Consider the following 26,798-nt stretch of genomic DNA (forward strand, 5'->3'; position numbering starts at 1 on the left):
ACAATGGGCAGCCACTCGGCTGTCCATTTTTTTGCTTACGGCCCACTAAAGTCTAGCTGTGATTTTATAGTGGTTATCTGTACATTCAGCCCTGCTAAAGAAGTGCCTGCTGCATGCTCTCCGGCATGCAAGCTCATCCTCCTCACTGCTCTAGGTACCTTAGATGATCACCTTTATCGTATCGATCCTGCTGCTGATAGCGGGCTACTTTACCTATGGGAAATTCGTTGAGCGTGTGTTTGTAACTGACCGCAAGCGTCAGACGCCCGCTTTCAGCATGCGCGACAACATCGACTATGTGCCGATGAACACTACGCGCAATTCACTCATTCAATTATTAAACATTGCCGGTGTCGGCCCTATTTTTGGCCCGATTCTCGGCGCGCTGTATGGGCCGGTGGCGTTTGTGTGGATTGTGATTGGCTGTATTTTTGCCGGTGCTGTTCACGATTACCTGACCGGCATGATCTCGATCCGCAACCATGGCGCTCACTTGCCGCAACTGGCCGGCAAGTTCCTGGGTAAAGCGATGAAGCATGTGGTCAATGGTTTCGCGATTCTGCTGCTGCTTTTAGTCGGTACGGTATTCGTCACCTCGCCTGCGGCGCTGCTGGCCAATATGACCTCGCTGTCGTTAACGCTGATCATCGTCGCTATCTTTATTTATTACTTGATTGCCACCCTGCTGCCGATTGATAAGGTCATTGGTCGTATCTACCCCTATTTTGGCGCCCTGCTGCTGTTCAGCGCGGCGGGTATCGGTATCGGCTTGATCATCACGGGCGCTCCGATCCCCGAGCTCTCGTTCCAGAACATGCACCCTGACGCTGCACCGATTTTCCCGCTGCTGTTTTTAACCATCTCCTGCGGCGCGCTTTCCGGTTTTCACGCCACCCAAACGCCGATTATTTCGCGCACCACTCAAAACGAAACCAATGGTCGCAAAATTTTCTACGGCATGATGATCACCGAAGGCATTATCGCGATGATCTGGGCGGCCGCCGCCATGAGCCTGTTCTATGGCGACCAGTCGCTTTCCGATGTGCTGGCGGCCGGTGGCCCTGCCGCGGTGGTAAGCGAAGTTTCTACCACCATGCTCGGCGCTATAGGCGGCACCCTGGCGGTACTTGGCGTTATTGTGCTGCCGATCACCTCGGGCGATACCGCTTTCCGCAGCGCGCGCATGATCATCGCCGACTACATTAAGATCGATCAAAAGCCGATTATGAAGCGCGTCATGGTCGCTCTACCGCTATTTGTGGTGTCTTACGCGTTAACGCACATGGACTTCACACTGCTGTGGCGCTACTTCTCCTGGGCGAACCAAACCACCGCCGTGATCGCGCTGTGGGTAGGCACCATGTACCTAGTGCTGTCGCGTAAGCCTCACTGGATTACCTCGATCCCAGCCACCTTTATGACCATGGCCACGTTTACCTACTTAGCCTACGCGCCGATCGGTTTTGGTCTACCGCTGCAGCTAAGCTATATGGTGGCCGCTCTAGGTACGCTTCTTTGCATTGCGCTGTTTATGAAGCGTGTCCGTCGCCTAAGCCGGGCAACTTTTGCCGTTGATGAGCCGCCGGTACCGAGCCAGTTTGTGGACAGCGGTGAGGCGATTGCAGCTAAATAGTTAGGCGCTCCATAACGTTACCGCCATACTCTCTTCACAGGACGCTCTTCACAGGACGCTCTTCACAGGACGCTCTCCACACAAGAGCCACGCTACAAAAAAGGGCACACATCAGCCACATAACCGTGTTTGATGCGTGCCCTCGCTTTTTCTCCTATCTCTTTTATCCTACCTTTTCTCCCCTACTCCTCATGTTTATCTCTTCCATGCTGCTGCGGTATAGACGAATACAGGCAGGGACTACTCCAGCGGTATCGACCAGAAGTAGGTCTCGCCGGAACTATCGTCCACACCGTCGTTGTCGCTGACCAGCCAGGCGTTGCCATTATCGTTGACCGCCATTCCTTCAACCTTGTCCACCACAAAGCCGTTGTAGCTGGCTAGGTCGGGAATCAGGTCGCGTACTAGCTGTTTCTCGACCACCGGCAGCTCACCGCCCAGCGGGGCGGGTTCCAGGCCGTCCAGGGCAATGCGGGTCACTTGCTTGACCTTCGCCTCGGCGCCGATCTGGTTGTCACGCTCAATCAAATACAGCCAATCGCCATGGGCGGTGATTTCGGAGAGGCCAATCCAACCCTGTTCCACGTTATCCAGCGGGTAGTGAACAGCGCCCCACTCGCCACTGTCGATATCAAAACGCAGCAGCTTGGCCATGCCTTCGGGGTCATCCTGCCAGGGGCGCTGTACCGCCAGCCAGAGCTGATTATCAATCCGCGTAACGCCTTCCAGCCCCCACTTCAGCGACTGCTGCGCGAGCACATCGGGCAACGCAATTCCCTGATCAATCTCGCCGTCGGCGTCAGCATGATAGAGGGTGTTGGCAAGGCCTTTAGCATTGCCTTCAGATGCGATCCAGAAGCCACCCTTGCCATCGGTGGTGATACCTTCCATATCCAGGCCCAAGGCAGACTCACCGTTGCGGGTCACATCCAGCGCCTGGGTAATTCGCGCTGGCGATGCTGATGGGTCGATTGTGAAGATGCGCGGCTGGGCGCTGTAGAAGCTATCGTTGACCGCATAAAGTACGTCGTCAGCGGCGACTAACCCGGAAAGCGCGCCCCAGCCGATCAGTTCATCGGCGCCCGCCGAGGTCAGGGTGGGGTAGACCGCTGGCGCATCCTGGTATTGGTAAATCATGACATGGGCGCGGGGGCCGCCGTCTTCGCCCAGATCCCCTTCATTGGCGGTGGCTAACAGGCCACGGCTGGGAATCGCCACGGCGCCTTCGGGAGACAGGCCCGAGGGCAGTAGCTGGGTGAGCTGCGGTTCGGCCAGGCTGCTAACGTCATAAACGCCCACCAGCGAGCCGCGCTCGGAAAGCAGGAAGACATAGGGCGTACCTTCGAACACCGCAAATTCCATCCCTTCCGGCTCGCTGCCTTTGGCATCCGAACGCTTATCGGGATAATGACCCGCTTCAATCACCGCGCGCTCGAATGAAGTACCTGACTCGTATACCACCTCGCCGCGCTTGTTGAAGATCGTCCAGCCGCGCGCGCCGCCATCCATATCGCCTTCGTTGGCAATAGCGAAGTGGTCGTTGTCGATCCACTGCAAAGCGTCCGGCTCGCGCAGGCGCTCGGCTTGCTGCTCGTTGAAAATCAGCGCACCGTCATCGCTGGCGTCAATGCCGTCCAGGTCGACAGTCCCGGCACTGAAATCAGCCACCACCTTTCCAGCGTAGTCGAGCACCACCAGGTGGTTGTTCTCCTGCACGGTGACGACGGTCTCACCCAGGGTGTTGATATCGACAAACTCCGGCTCTGGATCCTCGGGGGCGATCTCGGCGAGCCCGGTTACGTCAGCGTAGAGCAGGCTATCGCAGTTAACCAGCCCTTCCGCATTGATCGCCACCAGTGCCACGGAACCGCCGGGCATCTGCGGTACACGTCCATCACCCGCCTCTTCGTCGCGTTCGTTCTCAATGGCGACAGCGACAAAGCGCCCATCGGGGGCCGCAGCGGAAGCCACACTATCGGGCTGTCCGTCCAGCGGGCAGGAGGAGAGTATCTCGCCACTGGCTAAATCGACCGTGCGCAGCTCACCGGAAGGTTCGCTGTAGGAGGCCGATGTATTCACTCCGACATAGGCCATATTGCCGAGCACCGAGACGGCCGTAGGCTCGCCATCCATAACGATATTACCCAGCGGTTGCGGATTAGCCGGGTCGCTGATATCGATGCGTCCGATCACGCCCAGCGGGCTATCGGTATACACCAGCGTCATGCCATCACCGGAGGCCGCAATGATTTCAGGCGCGGTCTCGCGTGTACGATCCTCGCCCTCGGCCATATTATCGGGAACCGCGAAGCTGGCGATGCGGTTGAAATGTTTATCTGCCGCGCCTGCTGCTTGCGTGGCGGCCAGCACAGCAGCCAGCGCCAACAGGATTGGTCTGCGTTTGAGTATCATGATGGAGTTAATCCCTTGCTTAAGCTTAAGAAACGACTGATTAAGTTATTAAACTTGCTATGTCCGATTAACTATCCAACACCATGGCGATGTCAGGCTTATGACACTCACAGGCTAAGTTAGCGCCGTTGGCTATCGGCCACACCTCAGCGCTAAACGCAGGTTGCCGCGAAAATGTTAGATGGGTAAGCAGTGAAGGAACACATAGGGGAAAAGGGAAGCGGGGAAATCGATAGGTTAAAAGGGGCTTTAGAACAAAAGCAGCCAGTCAGCACTGACTGGCTGCTTTTTAGCTAGTTTTGGTTGCTAGCATGCTTCTATACATACGCTCGATAGGCGTTTTACTCGTCGCCTGCCATCTGCATTTGGCGTTGCATGTAATTCTGAATACCCACCTTGTCGATCAAACCAAGTTCCGTTTCGATGTGGTCGATATGCTCTTCTTCGTCGGCGAGCAGATCGCGGAGCATATCGCGGGTAACGTAATCTTTAACGCTTTCGCAATAGGTGATGGCTTCAATGTAGTCGTTGCGGCCATCGTGCTCAATTTTTAGATCGCTTTCGAGCATCTCTTTGACGTTTTCGCCAATGTGCAGTTTGCCCAGGTCTTGCAGGTTGGGAATGCCTTCCAGGAATAGAATGCGCTCGATGATCTTGTCAGCGTGCTGCATCTCTTCGATGGACTCATCGTATTCCCACTTGGCGAGTGCTTTTAGGCCCCAGTCTTTGTACATCTTGGCGTGCAAAAAGTACTGATTGATCGCAACCAGTTCGTTGCCAAGCGCTTTATTGAGATGCTCAATAACTTTCGTATCACCTTTCATGACGTCACCTTTTCTACTGTAATGCTGATGTTTAATCTAGTTTAGACAATACGATCAAGCAGTTACGTTTGGAGAAGAGTATAGGCACAAATAGCTATACCCCCAGCGTTTCTGAGAGTATAGATAAGATGACTAAAAGTTCAAGCAAATCAGTTATTTGCTAAAGATAACCCTAACAATAGTGATTCGCGTCACACGGCGTAGGCAAGGCCCATATCGGCTTCTTGACGTGCTTCCTGAACGGCATCGCGGGTAATTGATTTAGCGTAGCACGCGCACTTACCGCACTGCGTTGCGCAGCCGGTTGCCTCGCGTACTTCTCGCCAGCTGCGCGCTCCGTCGCTAACGTGCTGGCGAATTTGATGATCGGTTACTCCCTTGCACACGCAAACGTACATGGCGACACCTCATAAAAATCATGAGATGAATGTAAATGATTCGCATACATCTTATCAAGTAGAAATGACTGCTTTTTGCTATCCATTCGTCTTGGTAAGCAAGAGCATCAAAATAACGTACTGGCGTAAAAGCATTTTTTGCCCCATGCCAGCTGAAATTATTTTTTCGGCAAAACCACCGTTTGCGTGTTGGAAGCAATATCCGGCCAGCTACGCCGCTGTTGATCGAACAGCACCCATAAGTAGCCCAAACCAAACGCCAGCAGTGAGAGCCACGCCACCGCGCAGCGGATAAGACACTGCTTCAAGTTCAGTGAATACCCTTCTACCGTTTGCACACGTAATCGCCATGCCTGCATACCCAAGGTCATCCCACCGCGCGACCAGGAGAAAACAAAAAACAGCGTGACAAAAAACACCAGCATGAGGCGCAGGCTCCAGATATCGCTGGCCGTGGTGCCAATCTCTTCGGGCTGTTGACCAAGCACATAGCGGAAAAACAGCATATGCACGACGGTCACCGCAATCCAAATCGCGGTGACCAAAAAGCCGTCATACAGCATGGCGCCCAGTCGTCGGCCAAGGTCGGCTGGCCATACGCTGTCCAGCTGAGTAAAGCGTCGTGTTTGCATAGTTCTCTCGTGGTTGCTGGCTGTTTCTGGACGATACGAGGCTGTGATGGCTAACCATTGCGGCATTAACCATTGCGACGTAGAAAGTAGATCCCGACCCCGGCGCAGGCCAGAGTCGGCACCAGTACGGCCCAGACGGGTGAAAAGCCAAATATCGTCGAGGCGGGCGCCAGTAGATCCTGAACGTACTTAAAGCTCAGCCCAGTGACAACGCCATAAAACACCCGAGTACCAGCGGCCACGGTGCGCAGCGGGCCAAATACAAAGGAGGCGGCAATCAGCACCAGTGACCCCATGGTGAGCGGCATCAGCATCTTCTGCCAAAAATAGAGCAGTGCCTGATCATTCTGCAGGTTCTGCTCTTCAAGGAACTGGGCATAGGCCCAAAGCTCGCTGGGCGCCTGACTCTCAATATCGCGCAGCAGCCTCTCTAGCTGGGAGGGGGTGAAAGAGGTATCCCAACTCATGCTTGCCGTATGCTCAGACTCGGTGTGATCGTCAAAAATACGCGTGGTGGCGACGTTTTCCAAACGCCAGGCATCGTTTTCCCAGTGTGCGCGCTGAGCGTAAGTGGCTTCGACCAGTTGGCGGTCATCAAAGCGATAGCGGGTTAAATCGAGCACAACGTTATCCGCGCGAATCGCCCCAAAACGGTAGACGCTGTCGCCTTCTATCTGCCAGCCGCTGCGACTGGTCAACACGGCGCCTTCACCCTGGAGTTTTTCCAGCCGCCACGCCTCGGCATACTGTTCGGTGCGTGGGCTAACGTATTCGGCAACTAACAGCACCACGACCACGACCACCAGCACGGGCTTCATCACCCCCCATACAATGCGCGCCAGAGAACGCCCAGCGGCACGCATAACGGTGAGCTCATTGCTGGAAGCCATGCTGCCTAAACCAATCAGCGCGCCAATTAATACGGCTACCGGGGCGTACTGATAGAATCGCCAAGGCGTGCGCATTAGCAGGTAAAGCAGCGCATCGAAGGCGGTATAGCCCGCCTGCACATCGCCTAAATCATCGATATAAGCGATGGTAATATCCAACCCCAACAGCACGAACTGAACGACGATAATGGCTGCCAGCACGTTGCGGGCGATATAACGATCAAGACGGTCAAGCACCATTAGCGCATCCCCTTGCGTTGCGAGCGCCATAGCAATAATAGGCCCAGCCCTAAAAACAGCCCATGCACGGGCCACACGCCCAGCGTGGTGGACCAAGTGCCACTGCCAATCGCATCGACAACCGCGAGCAGCAGACTAAGATAAGCGACGTATAAAAATACCGCGGGCAGCAGTTTGCCAAAGCGCCCCTGGCGGGGATTAACCCGGGAAAGCGGCTGCGCCATCAAGGCCAGCACAAACACCATAAGCGGGAGCCCTGCCCGCCACTGCCACTGGGCTTGGGCACGGGGGCTTGGATTACTCCATAGCGCAGGCGTAGTGGCGTACTCCAGTGAATCCAGTTCCTGCCGGTCACGATTCAGCCCTAGTCGCAGTGTATAACGCTCAAACGTTAGCCGCTCGGCGCTCTTATCGCCCGGCGTCACCCCGTAACGTTCACCGTCATCCAACACCAGAAAACGGCTACCCGTTTCGAGGCGGGTTTCCTGATAGCCCGATGCCGCCCGGGTCACGTAGTCGTGAGTACCTTCGTCGCCCTGCTGGTTCTGCTCGTGCACCAGCACATCCTGCATTTCCGTTCCGTCGCTTGAGAAGCTGCCGATGTAAGCGGTACGGCCACCGCCGAACTCTTGAAAGCGCCCCGGCGCCAACACGGAAACATCCAGGCGACTGCGCTGTTCTTCCAGCAAGGTCTCGGTTTGCAGCGCCCCAAAAGGCGTTAGCCACAGGCTGCAGACACCGACCAGTACCGCCACCACGCTGGCAGGCAGCAACGTCACCTTCAATAGCCGCGTGGGACTCATCCCACAGGCGACCATTACAGTGATTTCGCTGTTCATATAGAGCTGCCCGTAGGCGAGCAGGATGCCTAAAAAAAACGACAGCGGTAGAATCAGTTCCATAAAGCCAGGCAGGTGAAACATCATCAGGCTACCTAGCATGGTAACGGGAATATCTCCCTCCGCCGCGTCCGAAAAATAGCGGATAAAGCGGCTGCCCATAATCACCAGCAGTAGAATGCCAGCGACTGCCGACATGGTGAGTAACACTTCGCGAGTTAGATATCGAAATAAAATCAACGCGCTCTCCGGCTAGTCGTGCAGGATGCCATGCAATAAGCGTATGGCTTGGGTACACTAATCAAACTATTTTCAGTCCCTTTTCAAAATCAAAAGCAACGGGGCATTATCCCGAATCCCTCGATGCTTGTCTTGTTGGAGACGTCATGGAATTTTCCGTTCAGACCGCGAACCCGGCCAAAGCTGAAACACCCTGCCTTTTGGTGCCGGTTTATAAAGGTGGTGACTTCCTGCCCACCGTTGCCAAACTGGACGACGCCAGCGAGCGCCTGATTGGCCAATTGCTCGAACGCGGCGACTTTGACGCAGCACTGAGTAACGTGCAACTGGTACCCTTTGCGCCAGGCCTGGGGGCCGAACGCATCTTGCTGGTGGGCTTGGGAGAGCGCGAAAAATGCCAGGAAGCAGCCTTCATCAAGGCGCTGGATGCGGCCATGGCGGCGCTAGTAAAACTGCCTATCGACGAAGCCAGCGTAGTATTTGGCGATGTTCCGTTGGCTGACCGCGATGCGGCCTGGAAAGCGCGCAAGGTAATGGAAGCTGCGGAGCGTGCTATCTATCGCTTTGACCAGTTCAAATCCTCGCCCGCGCCAGCCCCCAGCCTTGCCAAGCTGACGTTAATTATCACCGATGCCGACGCTGTCCCGCAGGTTAAGCAGGGTGCGTTAGTGGGCAACGCTATTGGCCAAGGCATCAACTACACCCGCACGCTGGGCAACCTGCCCGGTAACGTCTGTACGCCCAGCTATTTAGCCGAGCAGGCAGAGCAGCTGGGTCGCGACTCACAAGGCGCGCTCGAGGTCGAGATTCTCGATGAAGAAGCGCTGGAAGCTCTGGGCGCTGGCTCGCTATTATCCGTAGGCCGCGGCAGCAAAGAGCCGACACGCCTGATCGTTATGAAGTACCAGGGCGCCGAAGAAAGCGAAGAAGCGCCCCATGTATTGGTAGGCAAAGGCATTACCTTTGATACCGGCGGTATTTCGCTCAAGCCCGGCGAAAGCATGGACGAAATGAAGTTCGATATGTGCGGCGCCGCCAGCGTGTTCGGCACCGTCAAAGCGGTATTGGCGATTAAACCCAAGCTCAACCTGGTCTTTATCGTTGCCGCCGCGGAAAACATGCCAGACGGCAATGCCACCAAGCCCGGCGACATCATCAAAACCCTCAAAGGTCTGACCGTCGAAGTGCTTAACACCGACGCGGAAGGCCGCCTGGTGCTATGCGATGCACTCACCTACGCCGAGCGCTTTTCCCCGGCCAGCGTCGTAGATATCGCCACCCTCACCGGCGCGGTGATTATAGGCCTGGGCCATCACGCCACCGGCCTGCTCTCCAACGATGATGACTTGGCACTGGATCTGCTGGATGCGGGCGAAGCCGCCTGGGATCGCGCCTGGCACCTGCCGCTGTGGGATGAGTATCAAGAGCAGCTCGAGTCCAACTTTGCCGACCTGGCCAATATTGGTGGCCGCCCCGCGGGCACGATTACCGCTGCGTGCTTTTTATCGCGCTTTGCCGATCACTTCCCCTGGGCGCACCTGGATATCGCCGGAACCGCTTGGCACTCCGGCAAGCAAAAAGGCGCTACCGGGCGTCCCGTTGGGCTGTTAACCCAGTACCTGCTTGACCGTGAAGCAGACGCCCAAGTAGAAAATAGCGACGTCTAACAACACAATCAGGCAATCAACGGTTGCCTTTATTTGACGCAACCGTTACACCTAAACCCATTAGCGTGTGCCTTATCTCAAGGCACACGCTACGACCACTTTAACGCTTATATTACGACGCCTATATTTGCCCTTCAGGGCTTGGATCAAGTAGAGAGAACATGCCGTGCCCACTAACTTTGAGATTTTGCCATCCAACCAGCCGATAGCCGATGAGATCCGTGACAACATTCTCAAAAACCCCGGCTTTGGCAAACACTTTACCGATCACATGGCCCATGTGCGCTGGACCGTTGACGCCGACTGGCACGGCCACCAAGTGCGCCCTTACGGCCCGCTAACGCTGGATCCCGCCGCCTCTGTGCTGCATTACGGCCAGGAAATTTTTGAGGGCATCAAGGCCTATCGCCATGCCGACGGCTCTATCTGGACGTTCCGCCCCGAGAAAAACGCCGAGCGCTTCCGCCGCAGTGCCCGTCGTTTGGCGCTGCCGGAGCTGTCCGACGAAGACTTTATCGGCTCGCTGAAAGCGCTATTAGCGCAAGATCACGCCTGGGTGCCCACGCCTGCCAGCGCATCTGACGAGTGCAGCCTCTACCTGCGTCCGTTTATGATCGCCTCGGAAGCCTTCTTGGGCGTACGCCCCGCCCATGAGGTGGACTACTACGTGATCGCCTCCCCCGCGGCGGCGTACTTTAAAGGCGGCATTGCCCCGGTATCAATCTGGCTCTCGTCTAACTACAAGCGCGCAGCCCCCGGCGGCACCGGCTTCGCCAAGTGTGGCGGTAACTACGCCGCCTCATTGGCCGCGCAGAAAGAAGCCGAAGCCCACCAGTGTGGTCAGGTCGCGTTCCTCGATGCCGCTGAAAACAAGTGGGTGGAAGAACTCGGCGGCATGAACCTGTTCTTCGTCTTCAAAGACGGCCGCTTGGTGACCCCGCGCCTGACCGACACGATTTTGGAAGGCGTCACGCGCAACTCGGTGCTCATGCTGGCCAAAGATGAAGGCCTAACGCCGGAAGAGCGCGCTATCAGCATTGACGAGTGGCGTGAAGGCGCGGCGTCTGGCGAGATCACCGAGGTATTTGCCTGTGGTACCGCCGCGGTCATCACCCCGGTGGGCGAGCTGGTCACCGAGAACGAGCGTATCAAGCTAGCTGCCGGTGGCAATAATGAGATTGCCATGCGCATTCGTACCAAGCTGCTCGACCTGCAGTACGGTCGCAGCGAAGATAAGTACGGCTGGTTAACCCAGTTGGTTTAAGCGGTTTTAAAACCAGCGCTTATCCTTTCAGCACCGCCGCATTCTTGCGGCGGTGCTGTTTGCCATCGACGTATCTGAAATCGTTTTACCTGGAACCGCTATGGCGCGCATTGATTTCTACATTCTGCCCGATACCACCCTGGAAGCGCGCTTGCAGTTTGCTTGCAAACTGGCCGAGACCATCTGGCGCAAAGGCTACCGCCTGCATATGCACTGCGAAGACAAAGCCCTCGCCGAGCAGGCCGATAGCGCGCTGTGGAATTTCCGCCCAGACGCCTATTTACCCCATGCCCTGGAAGATAGCGAGATGGCCGCCAGCGTACCGATCACGCTAGGTTGGCAGCAGTTGCCGGTGCCCACGGAAGAAACCGCGCTGCTTAATCTACACCCGGAAATACCCGAAGGCGTAGAGCGCTACGCGCGAATTGCCGAGATTATTAATCAGCACCAACAGGTGCTGGTCGCCAAACGCGCCTGCTGGCAGCGCTATAAAGACATGGGTCATGAGGTCGTGCCGCATAAGTTGGGGTAAATGGCCGAGGAGACCATATGCCATACAGACGAGACCCCGCACTTGGCGGGGCCGTCAACAGAGTTGGGCAATCGCTGTCAGTGCGTCCCAGGCGTCTTTGCCTTAGCCACCCTGTTGCTGTTGCTGCATCTGCTCCTGCATCTGTTGTTGCATTTGCTCCTGCCGTTGAGCCATGGCCTCGTCAAGTTGTTCGCGCTGTTCTTGAGTGAATACGCCTTCGATCTGAGACTGTAAGATGATGCTATCCGCGGTCATCTCGGCCGTTAGGTCACCAAGGCGCTCCGCGTCCGCACGAATGGCAGCTTCATCGTAATCGGGCTGAACCTGCTCGCCGAGTTGCTGCTGCAACTGCTGGGCTTCCTGCTCCTTGCCACTGATTTTATCTTGCATCTGGGTCAAGAGGTTGCTCATCTCTGCTTTCTGCCCTTCATCCAGATCCACCATTTCGTCAAGTTGATCAACTTGGTCATCGACACTGGGGGTGCCACCAGGCATTTGCTGGGCCATGGCGGGAACACTGAATGCCAGTGCTGCAACTGCTGGAAGGCAAAGCTTGGCTACGTGCATAAAAACTCCAATTGCGAACAAATTTGTACTTCCTGCCCGACGAATCCTGACGGGCCTTGCGATCCGACACTGCTGTTTTTAAAAAATTCGTCGTAACGGTAAATTGTTGATTACCATTAGCGGGCTCTGGCCGCGCCCTTTGCCCTCATGGAGACGTAAACGTGTTCACGCGCTACCCGCTTGTTACGATTGTCATCGCCCAACTGTTCGGCACCTCGCTGTGGTTTAGCGTTAATGGCGTTGGCTTGGCGCTTCAGGAGTCTGTAGGCCTTAGCGAAAGCGATTTGGGTCTGCTCACCATCGCCGTTCAGGCCGGGTTTATTAGCGGCACGCTATTGATTGCCACCACCGGCCTTGCCGACCGCATTCGCGCCAGCCACCTGTTTGCGATTTCCGCTGTTCTCGGCGCACTGATCAACGCCGCCTTTATCGGCGTGGCTGAGAGCGTGACGCTCGCCGCTATGGCACGCTTTGCGACCGGGCTCTGTCTGGCGGGTATCTACCCGCTGGGTATGAAGCTGGTGGTGAGTTGGACACCCAGCCATGCCGGGGCGGCACTGGGCTGGCTGGTGGGCATGCTCACCTTGGGTATTGCCTCCCCGCATCTGCTACGCGGTTTAACGCTGGGTTTACCCTGGCAGTGGCCATTGCTGCTGGCCTCACTGCTGGCGCTGGTCGCTGCGCTAATGATTTTCAAACTGGGCGTTGGCCCCCACCTCCCGGCCACCGCCAAAAGCGGACGCCCCTGGGCAGGTCTGGCCGCTTTCAAACAGCCTCGTTTTCGTGCCGCCGCACTGGGTTATTTCGGCCACTGCTGGGAACTGTATGCGCTGTGGGCGCTGGTGCCGTTTCTGGTCGCCCGGGAGCTGGAGCGATTGGATGCTGCAAACAGCGCTCAGCCGTGGCTAAGTTTTGCGGTGATCGCCCTTGGCTTACCGGGTTGCGTGCTGGCAGGCAAATGGAGCCGCCAGATTGGCAGCGATCGAGTGGCCTGCGTGGCATTAGCTACCTCTGGTGCGCTGTGTTTGGTTTATCCCTTGTTGGGCAGCGCCTCGCCCTGGTTGCTGCTGGTGCTTCTCGGCTTATGGGGCGTTAGCGTTATTGCCGACTCAGCGCAGTTCTCTGCGCTGGCTAGCGCCACGGCTCCACCCGAGCGGCTAGGGGCGGCGCTGGCGATGATGAATGCTATCGGCTTTGGGCTGACCATTCCCTCCATCGCACTGGTTACCGCACTGTGGTCGAGCCAGTCGCTGGCGGTAATTTGGTGGCTGCTACCGGGGCCTATCCTCGGGCTAATCGCCATGCGCGGGTTTTCTGCCCATAAACAGTTTTCATAAACACATCACATACGTACGGTGCACCCACAATAGAGCGTGAGTAGCCCCTGACGACCACGGCCCTTACGCGGTATACTCACGCCCATTCATCTATGCACTTATACACATTTCTCGCCAGCCGTGAGCCAACTCTCCATGGAAAAGACCTACCAACCCGAACAGATCGAAACCCGCTGGTACGAGCGCTGGGAAGCCGACAACCGTTTTGCTCCCTCCGGCCAGGGCACGCCTTTTTCGATCATGATTCCACCGCCCAATGTGACCGGCAGCCTGCACATGGGCCACGCGTTCCAGGACACCATCATGGATACCCTGACGCGCTGGAAACGGATGCAGGGTAATAACACCCTGTGGCAGGTAGGCACCGACCACGCCGGTATCGCGACGCAGATGCTGGTGGAGCGCAAGATTGCGGCTGAAGAGGGCAAGACCCGCCACGACCTTGGCCGCGATGCGTTTATCGACAAGGTATGGGAGTGGAAACACGAATCCGGCGGCCATATTACCCGCCAGCTGCGCCGCATGGGCGCTAGCGTCGACTGGTCTCGCGAACGCTTCACCATGGACGACGGCTTCTACAAAGCGGTACAAGAAGTGTTTGTGCGCCTGCACGAAGAGAAGTTGATCTATCGTGGCAAGCGCTTGGTCAACTGGGATCCGACACTGCACACCGCCATTTCTGACCTGGAAGTGGAAAACAAAGAGCAGCAAGGCAGCTTCTGGCATTTCCGCTACCCGCTGGCGGACGGCGTTAAAACCACCGACGGCAAGGATTACCTCGTGGTTGCCACCACCCGTCCGGAAACCCTGCTGGGCGATACCGGCGTGGCAGTTAACCCGGAAGATGTGCGCTACGCCTCCCTGGTCGGCAAATTTATCGAGCTACCGTTGGTCGGTCGCCGAATTCCGGTGGTTGCTGACGAGCACGCCGATATGGAGAAAGGTTCAGGCTGCGTCAAGATCACCCCCGCCCACGACTTCAATGACTACGAAGTCGGCAAGCGCCAGAACCACCTGCTGATCAACGTCTTCTCCAAAGACGCGGCGATCCTTGAGCAGGCCGAGATCTTCGACCTGAAAGGACAACCCCAGCCCGATGTAGACGCCACTCTGCCTGCCAAGTACGCAGGTCTCGACCGCTTTGAAGCGCGCAAGCAGATCGTTGCCGACATGGATGCCCTGGGCCTGCTAGAGCAAGTTGAAGTTGTTAACAACACCCTGCCTTATGGTGACCGTTCGGGCGATGTCATCGAGCCGCTGCTCACCGACCAGTGGTTTGTAGCCGTGGAGTCTCTCGCCAAGCCCGCCATCGAAGCGGTGGAAAATGGCGATATCCAGTTCGTGCCCAAGAACTACGAGAACATGTACTTCGCCTGGATGCGCGACCTGCAGGATTGGTGTATCTCCCGCCAGCTATGGTGGGGCCACCGCATCCCGGCCTGGTACGACGAGGAAGGCAATGTCTACGTTGCTCGCAGCGAAGCCGAGGCTCGCGAGAAGCATGAGCTCGGCCCCGATGTCACCTTGACGCAAGATGAAGACGTACTCGATACCTGGTTCAGCTCGGGCCTGTGGACGTTCGGCACCCTCGGCTGGCCGGAAGAGACGCCAGAGCTGAAGACCTTCCACCCCAGCAGCGTGCTGGTCACCGGCTTTGACATCATCTTCTTCTGGGTTGCCCGGATGATCATGATGACCCTGAAGTTCACCAAGCAGGTACCGTTCAAGACGGTTTACGTACACGGTTTGGTGCGCGACGGCCAGGGGCAGAAGATGTCCAAATCCAAGGGCAACGTACTCGACCCCATCGACCTGATCGACGGCATCACGCTGGATGAGCTGCTCGAAAAGCGCACCGGCAATATGATGCAGCCGAAACAGGCCAAGGCGATTGCCAAAGCGACCAAGGACGAGTTCAAAGACGGTATTGAAGCCCACGGCACCGATGCGCTGCGCTTTACCTTCCTCTCCCAAGCCACCACCGGGCGTGATATCAAGTTTGATATGAGCCGCCTGGATGGCTACCGCAACTTCTGCAACAAGCTGTGGAACGCCTCGCGCTACGTGCTGATGAACGCCGAAGGCGAAGATTGCGGCACTGGTGGTGAAGAGGTTGAGCTTTCCCTGGCCGACCGTTGGATTATCTCGCAGTTGCAGAAAACCGAAGCCCAGGTCACCAAGGCGATGGACGAGTACCGCTTTGACCACGCCTCCCAGGCACTGTATGAGTTCGTCTGGAACGAATACTGCGACTGGTACCTGGAGCTTTCCAAGCCGGTGTTGTGGGATGAAAATGCCACGGCAGAAGCCAAGCGCGGTACCCGCCGCACGCTGGTACGCGTACTCGAAGCGATTCTGCGCCTTGCTCACCCGATGATGCCCTATATCACCGAGGAGATTTGGCAGCGCGTCTCGCCGCTGGCAGGCGTGTATATGGGTGACGATGCGTCGATCATGCTGCAAGCCTGGCCAGAAGCCGACGAAAGCAAAATCGACGACCAGGCCAGCCTGGATATCGAGTGGTTGAAAGGCGTCATCATCGCCGTGCGTAACATCCGCGCCGAGATGAACATCGCCCCCGGCAAGCCTCTTGACGTACTGCTCACCAAAGGCAAGCCTGAAGACGCCGAGCGCCTGGAGAGCAACCGTCGCTTCCTTTCCAAACTCGCCAAGCTGGAAAGCGTTACCTGGCTTGAAAAACCAGACGACGCCCCGCTCTCAGCCACGCAGTTGGTGGGTGATATGGAAGTGCTGGTACCGATGGCGGATCTGATCGACAAAGACGCCGAAATCGCCCGCCTCAGTAAAGAGATCGAGAAGCAGGACAAGCTGATCGGCGGCATCGAGAAGAAGCTTGGCAACGACGGTTTTATCGCCAAAGCCCCGGTAGCAGTGGTGGATAAAGAGCGCGGCAAGCTGGCTGAATTCCAAGCCACCAAGCAGTTGCTGGAAGAACAGCGCGCTAAAATCTCAGCGCTGTAAGTCCTCTCCCGGCGCCAGGCAACGCTGACGGCATGCTTGCCCGCTGATCGGATAGCGCCTATAACGGGTAAATGGACTCCCCCAGCACAGACAGCGTTTTGACCCGACACCCCCTGGCGGTGTTGCGCTTCCTTGGTTTGGTGCTTTTGGGCAGTGGCGTTGGAGGGGTGGCGGCTCTGGCCGCCGTAGGCTTCGTTAATGCGGTGGTATGGCTCAACGACCTGCTGTTGATCTCCCCCCGAGGCCAGATGATGGCTGCAGACACCACTCTGGTGATCCTGGCTACCCTGCTGGTGCCAACCCTTGGGGGGCTGCTCGTTGGTCAACTGCACCGCGGCCTGCCTGGGGGCCGCCCCCATACACCTGCCGACGCCATCGCTGCCGTCCAGACCCGCCGAGGTCGCCTACCCGCCAAGGCTGGTGCTCTCTCAGCGTTAAGCGGTTTGGTGTCGTTAGGCGCAGGCGCCTCGGTGGGTCAGTACGGCCCCCTGGTACACCTCGGCGCGACTCTCGGCTCGCTGATTACACGCTTGCTGCGCCTGGGGCGATCAGAGGACAATATCACTATCGCTTGCGGGGTAGCGGCAGCCATCGCTGCGGCCTTCAATGCACCACTGGCGGGCATTGTCTTCGCCCACGAAGTCGTGCTACGCCACTATGCCCTGCGCGCCTTCGCGCCAGTGGCTGCCGCCGCCATCGTCGGCTATGTGCTGGCCACTCAGTTGCTTGCTCAGGGGACGCTGTTCCATATCACTGAGCCTGGCGTGCCTCAACCTTGGGAATTCGCCCTTTTCCTAGCCTTGGGTGGCCTAGGCGCCTTGGTGGCTGGAGGCTATATGCATGCCATTCTTGCCATGGGCCAGCTGGCCAGGCGGCTACCACTGCCCACCAGCCTTCATCCCGCACTAGCCGGGGCTTTGCTCGGCCTAACGGCTCTTTGGGTACCCGATATTCTCGGCATGGGCCAAGAAACCCTGCGCTTCGCCACCTTGCCCGGGGCCTATAGCGGCGGCGAGCTGCTGATGGTACTGCTACTAAAGCTGGCCGCGACCGCTTTGTGCCTGGGGCTGGGCTTTGCTGGTGGTGTCTTCAGCCCAGCGCTGGTGATCGGCACCCTCTTCGGCGCCCTAGCCGGCACCCTGGTAGCGGAGCTGGGCGGTGGCCAGGAGACGTTTATCTTCTATGCGGTGTGCGGCATGGTCGCGGTCACCGCACCGGTCCTCGGCGCGCCTCTTACCACCCTGCTGATCGTCTTTGAACTCACCGGCAGTTATGCGTTGACCACCGCCGCCCTGGCCAGCGTCACGCTAGCCAATCCGCTGGCCGCCCAACTGTTCGGCCGCTCGCTATTCGATATTCAATTAGCCCGCCGTGGCTTGGATCTCTCCGCTGGCCGCAGTCGCGCCGTGCTCCAGGAGACGCGGTTGACCGAGTTGATTAGCCATGATGCCGTCACCTTGGCCCCCGCGACCCCACTGAAAGCGGCCATCTCACGCCTTAGTCAAGCGGGCCATGGCGAAGCTTATCGGGTAGACGGCCGAGGGCGTTACCAAGGCTGCGTGACGTTGGCGAGCCTGGAGAGCTTCCGCGAAGGCAGCGAGGCCACAACCCTGGCCGACTGTCCCGAAACACCCCGCCCAGTGCTAGATCCGCACGCCTCACTTTGGGAGGCAATGCAGCAGCTACAAAAGGTCACTGGCGAGGCCATCGCCGTCGTGGATGACGAACGGCGCTTCTTGGGGGTGGCCTATGAGTCGAGCATTGCTCGAGCCTTCTTGTATCACAGCGACGCCCTACGACGGGAGGAACACGGTGCTGGCTAGACGATTGATCCCAGGACTTCTGGCCGGGCTGCTCGTCCTGGCAACCCCCATCAGGGCGTAAGTGCCCGACGCTGCCGACTCTCTGACGGTATTGAGCTGGGGCGGTGCCTACGAGCACGCCCAGCGCCGTGCCCTCTTCACACCCTTCACCGAGGCCCATGATGTACCGGTGGCAGTGGACAACTATAACGGCGGCCTGACGGAACTCCGCCAGGCCGTGGCGGAGAACGATGTCCCCTGGGACGTACTCGATATGACCCGCAGCGAGGCCATGGCAGCCTGCGAAGAGGGGCTACTGGAACCGCTACCCCCCGAGCTAGCCGCCCCAGCGCCGGACGGCACTCCGGCATCCCAAGACTTCTTTCCTGGCGCCCTGGGGCGCTGTTTTATCAGCCATTCGATCTTTGCTACCGTCGTGGCCTATCGCCGTGATGCTTTCCCCGGGGAGCGCCCCACTCGCATCGCCGATCTCTTCGATCAACAGCGTTTCCCTGGCCCCCGGGCCTTACAGCGCACCCCCGCGGCTAATCTGGAGTGGGCGCTGCTCTCCTACCGGGTACCACGGGAAGAACTCTACCGTCTGCTCAGTACCCGCCGCGGCCTGGACTTGGCCTTCGCCCGGCTGCAAAGCATCGACAATATCCACTGGTGGGAGGCTGGCGAAACCCCGGTGCGCCTGCTAGAGGAGGGCCAGGTGGTCATGGCTTCCGGCTACAATGGCCGCTTCTTCGCTGCCATGGTGGAGCGCGACCTGCCCATTGAGATCCTCTGGGACGGCCAGCTCCAGGAACATGAGACCTGGGCGATCCCCCGCGGTGCCTCGAACCCCGAGGCAGCCCAAACGTTTATTCGTTTCGCCACTACCAGCGAGCGCCAAGTGGAGCTGGCCCGACATATCCCCTATGGTCCAGCGCGACGCTCTGCTGCTATGCAGGTCACCACCCACCGCGACAGTGGCCTGGACATGCGCCTGCATATTCCCACCCACCCCATCAACGCCCAGGGTGCGGTGACCAAGGACGAGACTTGGTATGCCCGTACCCAGGAACGCATTGAGGCCCTCTTTCGCGAGACCCTGTTTCGTGAAGCCCTGACGACACAAAAATGAATGCGCAGTGCGGTTTCAAAAAATGAGCGGTTACAGTTAACGTGGCAATGCTGATAACCGTACTACGACATTGGGAACGAGGTGATCGCACTCCCCATGGCCCAGCGCTGGCATTACTGCATATCGTTGCCAAGGAACCAAAGGCTGTACTGAGAGCATTGGGCTAACAGAAATGCTCTTTTAAATTCGATATTTTTGAATTTGAAGCTGTCGGCTACTATTTCGGTTCGCTCAGACTGAGTGTTATTGCGTATTACCCAACCGCTTGGTCCTCCAACTCAGCAATTAATAGCAGAGCGTCCAGGCCTCGCAATTTCAGATCCAAGCGTGTCTGCCACTCAGTGTCTGAGAGCGTTACTTCCTGCTCGTAAGTTGAGCCAAAAGAGTCAGGCGCATCCTCAAGAGAGTTCAACCGCGCCAACTGATAAAGCTGCCAATCTAGCGGGGTTAATACTCTGCTCTTTACGTCACTCATGATCGAGATCTTCCTACATGATGAGGGGCCCTGAGGTGCTAAAGATCCTGTGCGTAACGCGCAAGCATCTCTTCCTGTCTCTCGGGAGAGCAGCTACGACCTATTTGCTCGTGAATCATCTGCCCCATCGTCGGCAATACGGAACGCTCGCGACGGCTCTCATCTGCCCAAAGTTTGGAGCGCATAAAGGCTTTAGCGCAGTGAAGGTAAGCCTCCTCAACCGTCACCTCAATAACCACTTTTGGTGCTCGCTTCTCTGATGCAAAAAGCTGCAGCTTTTCCTCATCCACCGAGACATGCGCCGCACCATTTATGCGTAGTGTCTCATCGACCCCAGGGATTAAAAACAGCAATCCAGCCCGACCGCTCTCGACAATTTTTAAGTGAATCCAATCGGTTATTACCTGGAGAATCTGGAATCACCAAAGTAAGGTCATCAACCACCTTGATGAAACCTGACTCTCCTCCACGTGGCGACGCATCAAAGCCCGACGCGTTTCCAGTGGCGATGACCACAAAGGGAGAAAGCTCGATAAATCGCTGACAGTGCCGGTCAAGTCGCGATAGCTGCTTCTTCAGCGCTCTCTCCTTTGGCTCAGGATATAGCTGGTATAGCTCTTCGGTGGTGCGAATCATGATCCCTCAATACAAAAACTGCCGACTCAATAATAATGAAACAGGCAACAGCTATTGCTCACGCGTAAATGGCGATGGCTGTTAACGGTAAGCGATCCCGACAATGCCCGCTCTAATCCCACAAAATCTACTTAATCACAACGCTAGCAGAAAATACTCCGAAGATAATTAACTTATTAGTTATGACTCATAATATCTATGCAGCGCTAGCGCATGACATATTGGCCCCCTTACACCCCACTTTAACCACATTTTCTTACGAAACGTGTAAGGTTGGTACAAGAACGGCCACTAAGTGGCATCGCTGATTCAGCAACGACACGGACTGCTCTATGCCGACACCAACCGAAGCGCGTTTACAGGCGCTGGCAACCGAATTAAAGCGGGCCGGGACTGCATACCATGAGCTTACGCCGATGGCGGATACCGGGCTGGCCCATGATCATGTGTGGATTCATCGCAGCGAAGGCAATGACTGGGTGGCGCGACTGCCGAAGCAGAGTCAGATGAACCTGCCGCCTGAAGAGAACCTTGCCTATCAGACCGCCTGTTACCAGCGTTCTAGCCCTGGTGGGCACACGCCGAAACTTTATGACACCCTGCCACCGAGCGAGGCATTGCCCCGGGGAGGCCTGTTGGTCGAGGCTATCCGTGGCCGCTTGGCCAAGTTGCCGGAAGACCTGCCTGCCATCGCGGATGCTCTAGCCAGCTTGCATAGCCAACCGCTACCCAGTGTCGCGCAGCGGGCACCGCTGCTTGCCCCTGAAGACCCGTGGCAAGCGATGGTGGATGAAGTGCGCCAGCAGGCTAACTGGCTGAGCGATGCGCAACTTTCGAGCAAAGTCACTCAGCGAATTAAGCAGGAGCTGGATCTGCTCCCGCCACGACTACGCGATGCCACGCCGACACTGATTAGCTTTGACACCCACCCTGGCAACTTCTTAATTCGTGACGATGGCCGTGCAGTGTTGGTGGATTTAGAGAAGTGCCGCTACGGCCTGCCGGGTATCGACCTCGCCCACACCAGCCTCTACACCTCGACCACCTGGGACATAAGCAGCCAAGCGGTGCTATCGCTAAGTGACGTGATTAGCTTTTATCGCCGCTGGCAAGCCAACATGGATAAGTCGCCCGATACCGACACCCTGGTTGCCTGTCGCCGCGCTACCTGGCTCTGGTCGCTGACCTGGTGTGCCAAATGGCGTGCCCAGCATTTGAATACCAAGGATGCCCTGCAACGTGGCGAAGACTGGTCCGCAGAACTCACCGCCCCGGCAGTAATCGATCACGTACGTGACCGCGTTGAACACTACCTCTCGCTGCCGACGATTGATCACGTTCATAGCGAGCTTCAGTGCTTGCAAGCCACCCTATAACGTTTTTCTCCTACTGATATGAGGTGTGCGATGCCGAATATACGCAACTCCCTGGGTGCTACGATTGCCGTGACGATGCTGGCTTTCTCTTTACCGGTCATGGCAAACCCTGCCCCTAGTGATTGGCAAAGCGTCGTGGCAGAAGCCGAAGGCCAAACCGTTTATTGGAATGCCTGGGGCGGTGATACGCGTACCAATCGTTATATCGACTGGGTGGCGAAGCAGATGCAGGCGCATTACGGTGTCGATGTGGAACACGTAAAACTGGACGATACGGGCAGTGCAGTGGCGCGGGTATTGGCGGAAAAACAGGCGGGCAATAACGACGATGGCAGTATCGACCTCATTTGGATAAACGGCGAGAACTTCGCTGCGATGCGCGAAAGCGACCTGCTGTTTGGCCCATTCGCTGAATCGCTGCCCCATTTTGCGCTTACCAATGCCACCGCTAACCCTGAGGTGGTGACCGATTTCACGCTACCTACAGAAGGCTATGAATCGCCTTGGGGTAAGGCGCAGATCACTTTTTTTTACGACAGCGCTCAAACCGAGACACCACCTCAGAATATGCAGCCACTACTCGCCTGGGCCAAAGCCAATCCCGGCCAGTTCAGCTATCCGCGTATTCCCGACTTCACCGGCAGCACCTTTTTAAAGCAGGCGCTGATCGAGCTCACCGATCAGGAGGAGGCGCTTTACCAGCCAGTTTCAGAAAGCGATTTTGAGGCCATCACAGAACCTCTGTGGGCCTATTTAGATGCGCTGCACCCGCACCTGTGGCGCAGTGGTCGCACCTTTCCCGATTCTGGCCCCAACCTGCGCACGCTGATGAGCGACGGCGAGCTAAGTTTGGCGTTTTCGTTCTACCCCACTGATGCCGCCGTGGCAGTCATGGAGTATGAGCTGCCCGAAAGCGTGCGCAGCTACGTGCTGGAAGGCGGCACTTTGGGTAACGTTCACTTTGTGGCGATCCCCTATAACTCGCCGCATAAAGCCGGGGCCATGGTGCTCGCCAATTTCCTGCTTTCACCGGAAGCTCAGGCGCAAAAGCAGTCGCTAGCGATGTGGGGAGACCGCAGCGTGCTGGATATCGATCAGCTAGACGCTGAGACCCAAACGCTGTTTGAGCGGGGAGATCGTCACCCTTCAGAGTTACCGGCGGACGCGCTGTCTAACACCCTACCCGAACCACACCCCAGTTGGATGACCGCCCTGCAAAATGCCTGGCTTGAGCGTTACGGCGTTAACTAACGATGCTACGACTGGCCCCGGCACTCATCATTGCCCTGCTAGTACTCCCCGTTGGGGCGGGTCTTATAATGGTGGTGCTGCCTGCGTTTGGCTACTTGCCAGCGCTAGGCGGCTATGGCGCTAGTTTAGCTCCCTGGCAAATGCTCTTTACCCAGCCGGGGCTAGGACGTTCGGTGGCGGTTAGCTTTGCCAGCGGGTTAGTCAGCGCAGCCGTAGCGCTGGTGATTGTAGTGCTGTTTTTGGCCGCCAGTCGGGGCACCTGGTTAGATCGTGGCATACGACGGTTGGTATCACCGTTGCTCGCCATCCCTCACGCTGCTATCGCCTTTGGGTTTGCCTTTTTGATTGCCCCTTCGGGGTTGGTGGCGCGACTAATATCGCCGTCGCTAACGGGCTGGGAGCGCCCCTTGGACACGCTGATAATCAACGATCCGTGGGGGCTTTCCCTAACGGCGGGCCTGGTGCTAAAAGAAGTGCCGTTTCTGCTACTGATGAGCCTGGCGGCACTCCCGCAGTTAGCGCCGGAGAAGCGCTTGATGCTGGCGAGGTCGCTAGGTTACTCGCCCACCATTGGCTGGTTAAAAACGGTGCTTCCCTCGCTCTACCCACTGATTCGCCTGCCGGTTTATGCAGTGATCGCCTATGCCACTTCGGTCGTCGATATGGCGCTGATTCTTGGCCCGAAGCTGCCGCCCACGCTGAGCGTATCTATCTTGAGTTGGTTCAACGACCCGGATATCAGCCAGCGTTTTATGGCCTCGGCGGCGGCAGTACTGCAACTGGGCGTCACTGTCGCTGCACTGCTGTGCTGGTGGCTGCTAGAACAACTGATCCGCATATTGACGCGACGCTGGCTGATCAATGGCAACCGCCAGCGCGGCGAAATCATCCTGCGCGTCGTTGGCCGCTCGGCATTACTGTTTTCGAGTATCACAACACTGACGGCCTTGGTTGGGTTGGGGCTATTTTCACTGGCCGGTTTTTGGCGCTTTCCAGAAGTGTTGCCGCAGATGCTAACGCTGAATCACTGGCAACGCAGCGGCTCTATGCTGGTCACGCCACTCGTCAATACGGCATTGATTGGACTTATTTCTACCACCTTGGCCACGGCGCTAGTGCTAGCAACGCTGGAAAATGAACACCGTCAGCACATTCAACCCAAGCGCGCGTTATGGTTACTCTATTTGCCCCTACTGGTGCCGCAAATTGCGTTCCTATTTGGGCTCATCGTAGCGGCGGAAAGCCTGGGTATTCGCCCTCAGCTTGGTTTGGTTATCGCTGGTCATCTACTGTTTGTACTGCCCTATGTATACCTCTCCTTGGCTGAAACCTATCGCCGATTGGATCCGCGTTGGCTAAAGGTAGCGCGTTCACTGGGGGTGTCACGCAGTGCCGCTTTTTGGCGGGTTCGCCTGCCGCTGTTGCTCGCGCCGCTGTTAACGGCGTTTGCCGTAGGCTTGGCGGTGAGTATTGGCCAATACTTACCCACCCAGTTACTCGGTGCGGGCCGCGTGACCACCGTGACGACCGAGGCAGTCGCGCTGGCCTCTGGCAGTAATCGACGTTTAATCGGCGTCTGGGCATTAGTGCAGGCGAGCCTGCCGTTGATTGGCTTTATGCTTGCGCTGGGGCTGCCCCGTTTATTGGGTACCCACCGCCGTGATTTAGCTACTTAAGAGGGACAATGTGACAGCTTCTTTTTGCGCGCCGCTACGTCTTGAACAAATTAGTATCGTCCTGGCAGGCCGTGAGTTACTGGCAGTGGATGCCACTATTACTCCCGGTGAAGTACTCACGGTAATGGGGCCCTCGGGGTCGGGAAAATCCACCTTATTGGCGTATATTGCAGGCTTTCTTGATCGCGAATTCACCCCCAGCGGCGGCGTATGGCTCGGTGAGCGCAATTTGCTCAACCTTCCCGCCGAACAGCGCAACATCGGACTTCTGTTTCAGGATCCGCTGCTATTTCCGCACTTAAGCGTGAGCGGCAACTTGTGCTTCGGACTGCCTCGCCATCTAAAAGACAAGCGCCAGCAGGTTACTCAGGCACTTGAACAGGTTGGGCTAGCAGGCTTTGAGTCCCGCGACCCCGCCACCCTTTCCGGCGGCCAACAATCACGCGTGGCGTTGATGCGCTTGCTGCTCTCCAAGCCGCGAGCGGTGCTACTGGACGAGCCGTTTTCCAAGCTGGATACTGCGCTGCGCCAGGAGATGCGCACACTGGTATTTAGCCAACTGCGCGAAGCAGGCCTGCCTGCGCTCCTGGTCACCCACGACCACGAGGACGCCAATGCAGCAGGAGGGCCGGTTATTGAGCTCGGCTGAACAACCACCTCGGCTGAGCATCGTGATACCGGTGCTTAACGAGGCCGCGGGGATTGAGGCGTCACTAACGCCGCTGCAAACAATGCGCGACCAGCGCACTGCGATACCCGTTGAGATCATTGTCGTGGATGGAGGGAGTGGTGATGCCAGCGCTCACATTGCCAAACCACTAGCAGATCGAGTGCTCAGTAGTCCAGCCGGACGAGCATTGCAAATGAACCTGGGCGCTCAGCATGCCACTGCGCCCGCACTGCTGTTCCTGCACGCGGATACTCAATTGCCCACGAACGCTGTTGAGCAGATCACCCAAGCGCTTAACGGCCACGCCTGGGGACGCTTTGATATTGAGCTTGCAGGCCGCAGCGGCTGGCTACCTGTGGTGAGCTGGATGATGAACCAACGCTCACGGCTCACCGGCATCGCCACCGGCGACCAGGGCATGTTTATGCGCGCGAGCACTTTCAAAGCAACCGGTGGTTTTCCCGAACAGCCACTGATGGAAGACATTGAGCTATCTAAACGGCTCAAACGGGTGTCTCGGCCCGCCTGTTTGAAGGCGAAAGTGGTAAGCTCGGGCAGGCGCTGGGATGAGGTCGGCGCTTGGAAAACGATCCGCCTGATGTGGCGACTGCGCTACCGCTACTGGCGCGGCGTTAGCGCAACCCAACTCGCCAAGGAGTATCGCGATGCCCGCTGAAACGCCCCACCTGCACCTGCTAGCCAAAGCGCCGCTGGCGGGGCAAGCTAAAACGCGCCTGTCGCCCCTACTCGGTTTGGAAGGTGCTGCCAACGCCCACGCGGAGCTGGTACGCCACTGCGTCGCTAATGCCTGCAAAGCGCTGCCTGCCGCCAATGTCACACTATGGACAGCGCTTGATCACGCCCACCCGCTGTTTATCGAGCTTCGCGAGGCGTTTGGTGTGACGCTAAGCGCCCAGCCAGAGGGTGGTGACTTAGGCGCAAGGGTTCGCCATGCCCTGAACAGTACTCCAGGGCCCGCCATGCTAATGGGCAGTGATTGCCCAAGCATCACCAGCGCACTAATCACCACCTGCGCACAACAGCTAGCCAGCTTTGAGGTGGTGATGTTACCCGCCGAAGATGGCGGCTACGGCTTTGTGGGCACCCGGCAAGACTACCCTGCGTTGTTTGAAGATATCCCCTGGGGTACCCAAAGCGTGCTGACCACCACGCAGCAGCGCATTGAAGCATTAGGCCTCCAGGTCGCCTACCCGGCGACTATTTGGGACGTGGATCGTCCTGAAGACTGGCAGCGCTGGAAGGAGCTAGAGAATCTCTAATTAGCCGTTTCAGTGTAAGGAAACGGGCGCTCTCCTCACTCAGTGA

24 protein-coding genes are annotated in these 26,798 nt (G+C 57.4%); 14 read left to right on the plus strand and 10 right to left on the minus strand.

Annotated features, from left to right (window positions below; all coding sequences use genetic code 11):
- Positions 1 to 163 precede the first annotated feature (163 nt).
- Positions 164 to 1,633, plus strand: coding sequence for a carbon starvation CstA family protein (locus HZU72_RS09210; RefSeq protein ID WP_180091530.1), 1,470 nt, complete (start codon positions 164 to 166; stop codon positions 1,631 to 1,633).
- A 240-nt stretch (positions 1,634 to 1,873) separates the two neighbouring features.
- Here the strand turns inward: HZU72_RS09210 and HZU72_RS09215 are convergent, their stop codons facing one another.
- The 6 genes from HZU72_RS09215 to lptF all read right to left on the minus strand — a co-directional run bounded on the left by HZU72_RS09215 (position 1,874) and on the right by lptF (position 8,108).
- Complete coding sequence (locus tag HZU72_RS09215; protein WP_180091531.1) at positions 1,874 to 4,045, minus strand: esterase-like activity of phytase family protein; 2,172 nt, start codon at positions 4,043 to 4,045, stop codon at positions 1,874 to 1,876.
- 341 nt (positions 4,046 to 4,386) lie between these two features.
- Positions 4,387 to 4,869 (minus strand): bacterioferritin, encoded by a 483-nt coding sequence (gene bfr / locus HZU72_RS09220; RefSeq protein ID WP_180091532.1) that lies wholly within the window; start codon positions 4,867 to 4,869, stop codon positions 4,387 to 4,389.
- 191 nt (positions 4,870 to 5,060) lie between these two features.
- Positions 5,061 to 5,267: a (2Fe-2S)-binding protein gene (locus tag HZU72_RS09225; protein ID WP_008959830.1), complete on the minus strand. Its 207-nt coding sequence runs from the start codon at positions 5,265 to 5,267 to the stop codon at positions 5,061 to 5,063.
- A gap of 158 nt (positions 5,268 to 5,425) precedes the next feature.
- Positions 5,426 to 5,899 (minus strand): RDD family protein, encoded by a 474-nt coding sequence (locus HZU72_RS09230; protein WP_180091533.1) that lies wholly within the window; start codon positions 5,897 to 5,899, stop codon positions 5,426 to 5,428.
- A gap of 65 nt (positions 5,900 to 5,964) precedes the next feature.
- The gene (gene lptG / locus HZU72_RS09235; RefSeq protein WP_180091680.1) at positions 5,965 to 7,029 is read right to left on the minus strand and encodes an LPS export ABC transporter permease LptG; all 1,065 of its coding nucleotides are present in this window, start codon (positions 7,027 to 7,029) and stop codon (positions 5,965 to 5,967) included.
- Positions 7,029 to 8,108, minus strand: a complete 1,080-nt coding sequence (gene lptF, locus HZU72_RS09240) for an LPS export ABC transporter permease LptF (protein ID WP_180091534.1) — start codon at positions 8,106 to 8,108, stop codon at positions 7,029 to 7,031. Before lptF ends, lptG begins: the two co-directional genes overlap by 1 nt.
- Before the next feature lie 146 nt (positions 8,109 to 8,254).
- Between lptF and HZU72_RS09245 the strand changes: the two genes are divergently transcribed.
- The 3 genes from HZU72_RS09245 (at position 8,255) to HZU72_RS09255 (ending at position 11,571) form a co-directional block, all read left to right on the plus strand.
- Complete coding sequence (locus HZU72_RS09245) at positions 8,255 to 9,775, plus strand: leucyl aminopeptidase (RefSeq protein ID WP_180091535.1); 1,521 nt, start codon at positions 8,255 to 8,257, stop codon at positions 9,773 to 9,775.
- A gap of 166 nt (positions 9,776 to 9,941) precedes the next feature.
- Positions 9,942 to 11,039: a branched-chain amino acid aminotransferase gene (locus tag HZU72_RS09250; protein ID WP_180091536.1), complete on the plus strand. Its 1,098-nt coding sequence runs from the start codon at positions 9,942 to 9,944 to the stop codon at positions 11,037 to 11,039.
- A 100-nt stretch (positions 11,040 to 11,139) separates the two neighbouring features.
- On the plus strand, positions 11,140 to 11,571 hold the full coding sequence (locus HZU72_RS09255; protein ID WP_180091537.1) for a DNA polymerase III subunit chi: 432 nt from the start codon (positions 11,140 to 11,142) through the stop codon (positions 11,569 to 11,571).
- 102 nt (positions 11,572 to 11,673) lie between these two features.
- On the opposite strand, the gene HZU72_RS09260 is transcribed toward HZU72_RS09255, so the two are convergent.
- Positions 11,674 to 12,138 carry a Spy/CpxP family protein refolding chaperone gene (locus tag HZU72_RS09260; protein WP_180091538.1) on the minus strand — a complete coding sequence of 155 codons (465 nt, stop codon included), beginning with the start codon at positions 12,136 to 12,138 and terminating at the stop codon, positions 11,674 to 11,676.
- A gap of 161 nt (positions 12,139 to 12,299) precedes the next feature.
- Here HZU72_RS09260 and HZU72_RS09265 point away from each other — a divergent pair, with 161 nt between their 5' ends.
- From HZU72_RS09265 to HZU72_RS09280, 4 genes are all read left to right on the plus strand, one after another.
- Positions 12,300 to 13,475, plus strand: coding sequence for an MFS transporter (locus HZU72_RS09265; protein WP_180091539.1), 1,176 nt, complete (start codon positions 12,300 to 12,302; stop codon positions 13,473 to 13,475).
- Positions 13,476 to 13,610: 135 nt separating this feature from the next.
- A complete protein-coding gene (locus tag HZU72_RS09270; protein WP_180091540.1) occupies positions 13,611 to 16,457 on the plus strand; it encodes a valine--tRNA ligase in 2,847 nt (948 codons plus the stop codon).
- A 98-nt stretch (positions 16,458 to 16,555) separates the two neighbouring features.
- Positions 16,556 to 18,280, plus strand: a complete 1,725-nt coding sequence (locus tag HZU72_RS09275; protein WP_235976051.1) for a chloride channel protein — start codon at positions 16,556 to 16,558, stop codon at positions 18,278 to 18,280.
- A 61-nt stretch (positions 18,281 to 18,341) separates the two neighbouring features.
- The gene (locus HZU72_RS09280) at positions 18,342 to 19,388 is read left to right on the plus strand and encodes an extracellular solute-binding protein (RefSeq protein ID WP_180091542.1); all 1,047 of its coding nucleotides are present in this window, start codon (positions 18,342 to 18,344) and stop codon (positions 19,386 to 19,388) included.
- Between the two features lie 253 nt (positions 19,389 to 19,641).
- On the opposite strand, the gene HZU72_RS09285 is transcribed toward HZU72_RS09280, so the two are convergent.
- Genes HZU72_RS09285 through HZU72_RS23800 form a run of 3 tightly spaced genes read right to left on the minus strand, consistent with a single transcriptional unit; the run spans position 19,642 to position 20,499 of the window.
- Positions 19,642 to 19,863 (minus strand): hypothetical protein, encoded by a 222-nt coding sequence (locus HZU72_RS09285; protein WP_180091543.1) that lies wholly within the window; start codon positions 19,861 to 19,863, stop codon positions 19,642 to 19,644.
- Between the two features lie 38 nt (positions 19,864 to 19,901).
- Entirely contained in the window at positions 19,902 to 20,216 is a 315-nt protein-coding gene (locus HZU72_RS23795; RefSeq protein WP_235976052.1) for a PNPOx family protein, read from the minus strand.
- Positions 20,188 to 20,499, minus strand: coding sequence for a PNPOx family protein (locus HZU72_RS23800; protein WP_235976053.1), 312 nt, complete (start codon positions 20,497 to 20,499; stop codon positions 20,188 to 20,190). Before HZU72_RS23800 ends, HZU72_RS23795 begins: the two co-directional genes overlap by 29 nt.
- Positions 20,500 to 20,831: 332 nt before the next feature.
- On the opposite strand from HZU72_RS23800, the gene HZU72_RS09295 reads away from it, so the two are divergent.
- Genes HZU72_RS09295 through HZU72_RS09320 form a run of 6 tightly spaced genes read left to right on the plus strand, consistent with a single transcriptional unit; the run spans position 20,832 to position 26,752 of the window.
- Positions 20,832 to 21,875 carry an aminoglycoside phosphotransferase family protein gene (locus tag HZU72_RS09295; RefSeq protein WP_180091544.1) on the plus strand — a complete coding sequence of 348 codons (1,044 nt, stop codon included), beginning with the start codon at positions 20,832 to 20,834 and terminating at the stop codon, positions 21,873 to 21,875.
- A gap of 30 nt (positions 21,876 to 21,905) precedes the next feature.
- Positions 21,906 to 23,126, plus strand: a complete 1,221-nt coding sequence (locus HZU72_RS09300; RefSeq protein ID WP_180091545.1) for an ABC transporter substrate-binding protein — start codon at positions 21,906 to 21,908, stop codon at positions 23,124 to 23,126.
- Positions 23,127 to 23,128: 2 nt separating this feature from the next.
- The gene (locus HZU72_RS09305; protein WP_180091546.1) at positions 23,129 to 24,802 is read left to right on the plus strand and encodes an ABC transporter permease; all 1,674 of its coding nucleotides are present in this window, start codon (positions 23,129 to 23,131) and stop codon (positions 24,800 to 24,802) included.
- Positions 24,803 to 24,812: 10 nt separating this feature from the next.
- Complete coding sequence (locus HZU72_RS09310) at positions 24,813 to 25,451, plus strand: ATP-binding cassette domain-containing protein (protein ID WP_180091547.1); 639 nt, start codon at positions 24,813 to 24,815, stop codon at positions 25,449 to 25,451.
- Entirely contained in the window at positions 25,417 to 26,148 is a 732-nt protein-coding gene (locus tag HZU72_RS09315; RefSeq protein WP_180091548.1) for a TIGR04283 family arsenosugar biosynthesis glycosyltransferase, read from the plus strand. Before HZU72_RS09310 ends, HZU72_RS09315 begins: the two co-directional genes overlap by 35 nt.
- On the plus strand, positions 26,138 to 26,752 hold the full coding sequence (locus HZU72_RS09320; protein ID WP_180091549.1) for a TIGR04282 family arsenosugar biosynthesis glycosyltransferase: 615 nt from the start codon (positions 26,138 to 26,140) through the stop codon (positions 26,750 to 26,752). Before HZU72_RS09315 ends, HZU72_RS09320 begins: the two co-directional genes overlap by 11 nt.
- Positions 26,753 to 26,798: the final 46 nt, after the last annotated feature.

Source organism: Vreelandella sedimenti (assembly GCF_013416325.1).
GTDB classification, from domain to species: Bacteria; Pseudomonadota; Gammaproteobacteria; order Pseudomonadales; family Halomonadaceae; genus Vreelandella; species Vreelandella sedimenti.

Excerpts from the sequence above, each read along its gene's own strand:
- HZU72_RS09210 (WP_180091530.1), top strand. The coding sequence starts at position 164 with ATGATCACCTTTATCGTATCGATCCTGCTGCTGATAGCGGGCTACTTT.
- HZU72_RS09215 (WP_180091531.1), bottom strand. The coding sequence starts at position 4,045 with ATGATACTCAAACGCAGACCAATCCTGTTGGCGCTGGCTGCTGTGCTG.
- bfr (WP_180091532.1), bottom strand. The coding sequence starts at position 4,869 with ATGAAAGGTGATACGAAAGTTATTGAGCATCTCAATAAAGCGCTTGGC.
- HZU72_RS09225 (WP_008959830.1), bottom strand. The coding sequence starts at position 5,267 with ATGTACGTTTGCGTGTGCAAGGGAGTAACCGATCATCAAATTCGCCAG.
- HZU72_RS09230 (WP_180091533.1), bottom strand. The coding sequence starts at position 5,899 with ATGCAAACACGACGCTTTACTCAGCTGGACAGCGTATGGCCAGCCGAC.
- lptG (WP_180091680.1), bottom strand. The coding sequence starts at position 7,029 with ATGGTGCTTGACCGTCTTGATCGTTATATCGCCCGCAACGTGCTGGCA.
- HZU72_RS09245 (WP_180091535.1), top strand. The coding sequence starts at position 8,255 with ATGGAATTTTCCGTTCAGACCGCGAACCCGGCCAAAGCTGAAACACCC.
- HZU72_RS09255 (WP_180091537.1), top strand. The coding sequence starts at position 11,140 with ATGGCGCGCATTGATTTCTACATTCTGCCCGATACCACCCTGGAAGCG.
- HZU72_RS09260 (WP_180091538.1), bottom strand. The coding sequence starts at position 12,138 with ATGCACGTAGCCAAGCTTTGCCTTCCAGCAGTTGCAGCACTGGCATTC.
- HZU72_RS09270 (WP_180091540.1), top strand. The coding sequence starts at position 13,611 with ATGGAAAAGACCTACCAACCCGAACAGATCGAAACCCGCTGGTACGAG.
- HZU72_RS09285 (WP_180091543.1), bottom strand. The coding sequence starts at position 19,863 with ATGAGTGACGTAAAGAGCAGAGTATTAACCCCGCTAGATTGGCAGCTT.
- HZU72_RS23800 (WP_235976053.1), bottom strand. The coding sequence starts at position 20,499 with ATGATTCGCACCACCGAAGAGCTATACCAGCTATATCCTGAGCCAAAG.
- HZU72_RS09295 (WP_180091544.1), top strand. The coding sequence starts at position 20,832 with ATGCCGACACCAACCGAAGCGCGTTTACAGGCGCTGGCAACCGAATTA.
- HZU72_RS09300 (WP_180091545.1), top strand. The coding sequence starts at position 21,906 with ATGCCGAATATACGCAACTCCCTGGGTGCTACGATTGCCGTGACGATG.
- HZU72_RS09305 (WP_180091546.1), top strand. The coding sequence starts at position 23,129 with ATGCTACGACTGGCCCCGGCACTCATCATTGCCCTGCTAGTACTCCCC.
- HZU72_RS09315 (WP_180091548.1), top strand. The coding sequence starts at position 25,417 with ATGCAGCAGGAGGGCCGGTTATTGAGCTCGGCTGAACAACCACCTCGG.
- HZU72_RS09320 (WP_180091549.1), top strand. The coding sequence starts at position 26,138 with ATGCCCGCTGAAACGCCCCACCTGCACCTGCTAGCCAAAGCGCCGCTG.